The sequence below is a fragment of the Rhizobacter sp. P2_H3 genome, assembly GCF_056403355.1.
In genome coordinates, this window is record NZ_JBFUFQ010000342.1 from 1 (window position 1) to 4,411 (window position 4,411).

7 protein-coding genes and 1 pseudogene are annotated in these 4,411 nt (G+C 67.2%); 7 read left to right on the top strand and 1 reads right to left on the bottom strand.

Translation table 11 applies throughout. From position 1 onward, the window contains the following. From AC1D1T_RS30360 to AC1D1T_RS30380, 5 genes are all read left to right on the top strand, one after another. A partial coding sequence (locus AC1D1T_RS30360) for an RrF2 family transcriptional regulator (RefSeq protein WP_477993152.1) occupies window positions 1–526 on the top strand: 526 nt, incomplete at its 5' end. A gap of 64 nt (window positions 527–590) precedes the next feature. Continuing rightward, on the top strand, window positions 591–1,037 hold the full coding sequence (locus AC1D1T_RS30365; RefSeq protein ID WP_477843867.1) for a hypothetical protein: 447 nt from the start codon (window positions 591–593) through the stop codon (window positions 1,035–1,037). Further along, complete coding sequence (locus AC1D1T_RS30370) at window positions 1,034–1,387, top strand: hypothetical protein (protein WP_477843869.1); 354 nt, start codon at window positions 1,034–1,036, stop codon at window positions 1,385–1,387. Before AC1D1T_RS30365 ends, AC1D1T_RS30370 begins: the two co-directional genes overlap by 4 nt. Before the next feature lie 129 nt (window positions 1,388–1,516). Further along, window positions 1,517–1,864, top strand: coding sequence for an H-NS histone family protein (locus tag AC1D1T_RS30375; RefSeq protein ID WP_047502459.1), 348 nt, complete (start codon window positions 1,517–1,519; stop codon window positions 1,862–1,864). Window positions 1,865–1,887: 23 nt separating this feature from the next. Next, complete coding sequence (locus AC1D1T_RS30380; RefSeq protein WP_477843871.1) at window positions 1,888–2,277, top strand: nuclear transport factor 2 family protein; 390 nt, start codon at window positions 1,888–1,890, stop codon at window positions 2,275–2,277. Window positions 2,278–2,285: 8 nt separating this feature from the next. Here the strand turns inward: AC1D1T_RS30380 and murI are convergent, their stop codons facing one another. Then, on the bottom strand, window positions 2,286–3,113 hold the full coding sequence (gene murI, locus AC1D1T_RS30385) for a glutamate racemase (RefSeq protein WP_477828612.1): 828 nt from the start codon (window positions 3,111–3,113) through the stop codon (window positions 2,286–2,288). A 200-nt stretch (window positions 3,114–3,313) separates the two neighbouring features. Here murI and AC1D1T_RS30390 point away from each other — a divergent pair, with 200 nt between their 5' ends. Further along, entirely contained in the window at window positions 3,314–4,063 is a 750-nt protein-coding gene (locus tag AC1D1T_RS30390) for an electron transfer flavoprotein subunit beta/FixA family protein (protein WP_465112288.1), read from the top strand. Between the two features lie 2 nt (window positions 4,064–4,065). Beyond that, window positions 4,066–4,411 (top strand): annotated as a pseudogene (locus AC1D1T_RS30395) (electron transfer flavoprotein subunit alpha/FixB family protein); the annotation flags it as partial.

The following is a 4,411-nucleotide window of genomic DNA, read 5'->3' on the forward strand; positions in this document are numbered from 1 at the left end:
CGTCTACACCGACTACACGCTGCGCGTGATGATGTACCTCGCGGTGGCGTGGCCGACGGGGCGTGTCGCGACCATCGACGAGATTGCCGGCGCCTACGGCATCTCGCGCAACCACCTGACGAAGATCGTGCACGAGCTCGGGCTGAACGGCTTCATCGCGACGACGCGCGGCCGCGCCGGCGGTGCGATGCTGGCCCGTGCGCCGAACGAGATCTCGATCGGCGACATCGTGCGCATGGCCGAGAAGGACTTCGCGGTCGTCGCATGCCACGACACCGCGGTGCCGCACGGCTGCCGGATCTTCGCGGCCTGCAACCTGAAGCGCGTGCTGGCGCGCGCGGTCGACGCCTTCATGGCCGAACTCGACGCGATGACGTTGCAGGATGCGATCACCGTGCCGACGGTGGCCGCCTCGCTGCTGGGCATGAGTACGGAAGAGCGGCCGGTGAGGGTGATGCGTTCCCGACCGCCGGTCGCGAAGGAGGCCTCGGCCAAGCGCTCGCTGCGCGCCACGAAGGCGCGCTGATCCATCAGAGATCGAAGCCCGGCTGCGCGGTGGGGCGGGGAGGTCAAACTCGCCGAATGCCGGCATGATCGTCTACATCATCCTTGCCGCCGTCGGCGTTGCCTTCAGCCTTGCCGTGCTTGCGGCGATCGTCTGGGCATTGACCCGCCCGAGTGACCGCATCCAGATGGCCAGCCTGTGCCTCTTCGGCTGCATTGCCCTGTATTGCGCCGGGGCCGTGCAGATCCATGATGCCGACGCCATGCTGGGCATCCTGGCGGGTGCGTATGCATTGCTGCTCTATGGGGTGCTTGCTGCCTTCGCCATCTTCCAGAAGCGCTGGGCATGGAAGGCCACCATCGTGGCGTTCGTCGTTCACGCTGCGCTGGTCGTGGCGGTGCTTCTCGCGGCGCTGCAGTCCGGCAAGACGATGTGGCTCGTGCTCGGGGTGTGGGTGATCCTGGGCGCGGTGGGGTTGTATGCCTCGCTGCACAAGGGGACGCGCCAGGTCATGGAGGGCGCCACTGCATGAGCGGTTCGGTCGAAACCATCACCATGTACCGGCCGACCGGGCCGAAGGAACTCCAGCTCGTCCGCGAGAGCGGATTCAAGCGCTGGCCGCCCAGGCTGCCCGACCAGCCGATCTTCTATCCCGTCACCAACGAAGCGTATGCGGTGCAGATCGCGCGCGACTGGAACGTCGGGGCCAGCGGGCAGGGCTTCGTCACCCGGTTCCAGGTGCGTGCCGGCTACATGGCCCGGTTCAAGGTGGAAACGGTGGGCGGTGCCGAGCACACCGAGTGGTGGGTGCCTGCGGAAGAGCTCGAAGAGTTCAACGACAACATCGTCGGGCTCATCGAGGTCATTCGCCAGTTTCCGTGACCTCTTGAGCGCGGTAGGGGTACGCGCTCGGGCTCGATGGGTATGTGTCGGGCGCAGTTGCAAAAACGGCCACGCGGGCACATAGACTATCGCCCATCGCTTTTCCGATCCATGTCCAGGACCACCGAAATGACCGAACTGAAGGGTATGTCGTACTCGGAGCTGCGTGCTCTGCTCGAAGAAACCGAAGCCGCGCTGAAGCTCAAGCGCACCGAGGAACTGAAAGTCCTGGCGGACGGCTACGCCAAGAAGCTGCAGATGGGCGGCTTCAGCATCGCCGAAGGGATCGAGGCCTTGAAGCCCTACCTGCCCGCCAAGCCCGTCAAGACGCCGTCGGTGCCCGGCGAAGAGCGCAAGGCGAAGTACGCGAACCCCGCCGATCCCAGCCAGACCTGGGTCGGCATGGGCAAGCCGCCGCAGTGGTTCCGCGATCAGCTCGCCGCCGGCCGCTCGCGTGAGGACATGCAGATTTCCTGAAAACTTCCCTGAAAGGACGCCCCATGGCCATCGCCACGCTTGCCGTCTGGCACGAACTCGTCGCGACACGCAACGCAAAGGGGCTCGGGGCACTGCTCGCCGACAACGTCGTCTTCCATTCGCCGGTCGTGCACACGCCGCAGGTCGGCAAGGCCGTCACGGCGCAGTACCTCGGCGCGGCCTTCCACGTCTTCTTCAACGAAAGCTTCCGCTACGTGCGCGAAGTCGTCGGCCCGCGTGACGCGGTGCTCGAGTTCCAGGTCGAGATCGATGGCATCGCCGTCAACGGCGTCGACATGCTCACCTGGGACGATGAGGGACGGATCGTCGACTTCAAGGTTCTCGTCCGGCCGCTGAAGGCGATCAACCTGATCCACCAGAAGATGGCGGCGATGCTGCAGGCGCAGCAGTAGCCGCGCGATCAGGCGTCCGATCCGTTCACCTCGCAGCGGAACGCGAGCCAGCTCGCGGCCACGCGCTGCAATGCCGCCACGTCGCCGGTCGTTTCCAGTCGCACCGCATCGCCCGCCGTATCGTCGGTCACATGCGCCGCGCCGCTGGCCTGCCACAGCTGCGCCGCGCGCCGCGCCACCGCATCGGCGGTGTCGATGATCTGCACCTGCGGCCCCATCGCTGCGGCGATCAGGTGCTGCACGAAGGGGTAGTGCGTGCAGCCGAGCACGACGGTGTCTACGCCTGCCTCACGCAGCGGCGCGCAGCAGCGCTCGACCATGGCGCGCAGCTCCGGCGTGTCGAGCGCACCCCGCTCGATCAGGTCGACCAGGCCCGGGCAGGGCTGGGCGGTGATCTGTACCGCATCGCCCTGCCGCGCCAGCAGTTGCCGGAACTTCTCGCTGCGCAGCGTGCCGGTGGTGGCGAGAACGCCGATGCGGCCGTTGCGGGTGGCCGCTGCGGCCGGCTTCAGCCCGGGCTCGACGCCGACGATCGGCAGCGCCGGCCAGCGCTCGCGCAGGCTCGCGACCGCCGCGGCCGTCGCGGTGTTGCACGCGACCACCAGCAGCTTCGCGCCCTGCGCCACCAGGTGCTGCGCAATGCGCTGCGAGCGCTCGACGATGAAAGCCTCGCTGCGGTCGCCATACGGCGCGTTCGCCGAATCGGCCAGGTAGCGCAGCGGCGCCTGCGGCAGCTGCCGGTGCAAGGCCCGCAGCACCGAGAGCCCGCCGAGCCCCGAATCGAACACGCCGATGCTGTCGGCGACAGGGGTCTTGGAGGGCAGCGGCACGGGCATGGCGGCGCAGTCTAGCAACGCATTCCTCGTGAACGTCGCGTCCGCGACGCGAAAACCGCCCCGACCTGTGCGAGAATAAAAATAGCACGATCGTTCTATTTCGATGCCGCAGCAGGGTCTCCCCCGGCGCCGCGCGCGGGGTGCCCGAGGCCCCGCCACTAGAATCGATCAACCCTTTCAGAGTCATCAGGAGCGTGCGAATGAAGGTATTGGTCGCGGTCAAGCGCGTTGTGGACTACAACGTCAAGGTGCGGGTCAAGAGCGATGGCAGCGGCGTGGACATCGCCAACGTCAAGATGAGCATGAACCCCTTCGACGAGATTGCCGTCGAAGAGGCGGTGCGATTGAAGGAGAAGGGCGCGGTGACCGAGGTCATCGCCGTCTCGCTCGGCGTCACGCAGTGCCAGGAGACGCTGCGCACCGCGATGGCCATCGGCGCCGATCGCGCGATCCTCGTCGAGACCACCGAAGAGTTGCAGCCGCTGGCCGTGGCCAAGCTGCTGAAGGCGCTGGTCGACAAGGAGCAGCCGGGCCTGGTGATCCTCGGCAAGCAGGCGATCGACGACGATTGCAACCAGACCGGGCAGATGCTGGCCGCGCTGGCCGACCTGCCGCAGGCCACCTTCGCGAGCAAGGTCGAGATCGCCGATGGCGCGGCGATCGTCACGCGCGAGGTCGATGGCGGCCTCGAGACGCTGAAGGTCACGCTGCCGGCGGTCGTCACGACCGACCTGCGCCTGAACGAGCCGCGCTACGTGACGCTGCCCAACATCATGAAGGCGAAGAAGAAGCCGCTCGAGGTGCTGAAGCCGTCCGATCTCGGTGTCGACGTGACGCCGCGCCTGAAGACCCTGAAGGTGAGCGAGCCGCCGAAGCGCAGCGCCGGCATCAAGGTGCCCGACGTGGCCACGCTCGTTTCCAAGCTGAAGACCGAAGCCAAGGTGATCTGACCATGACCGCACTCGTGATTGCTGAACACGACAACGCCTCGATCAAGGGCGCGACCCTCAACACCGTGACCGCAGCCGCCCAGTGCGGCGGCGAGGTGCACGTGCTCGTCGCCGGCAGCAACGCCGGTGCCGCGGCGCAGGCCGCCGCGCAGATCGCCGGCGTCACCAAGGTGCTGCATGCCGACGCCGCGTACTTCGAACACGGCCTGGCCGAGAACGTCGCGGCGCAGGTGCTGGCGGTGGCCTCGGCCTACAGCCACATCGTGTTCCCGGCCACCGCCAGCGGCAAGAACATCGCGCCGCGCGTGGCTGCCAAGCTCGATGTCGCGCAGATCAGCGACGTCACCA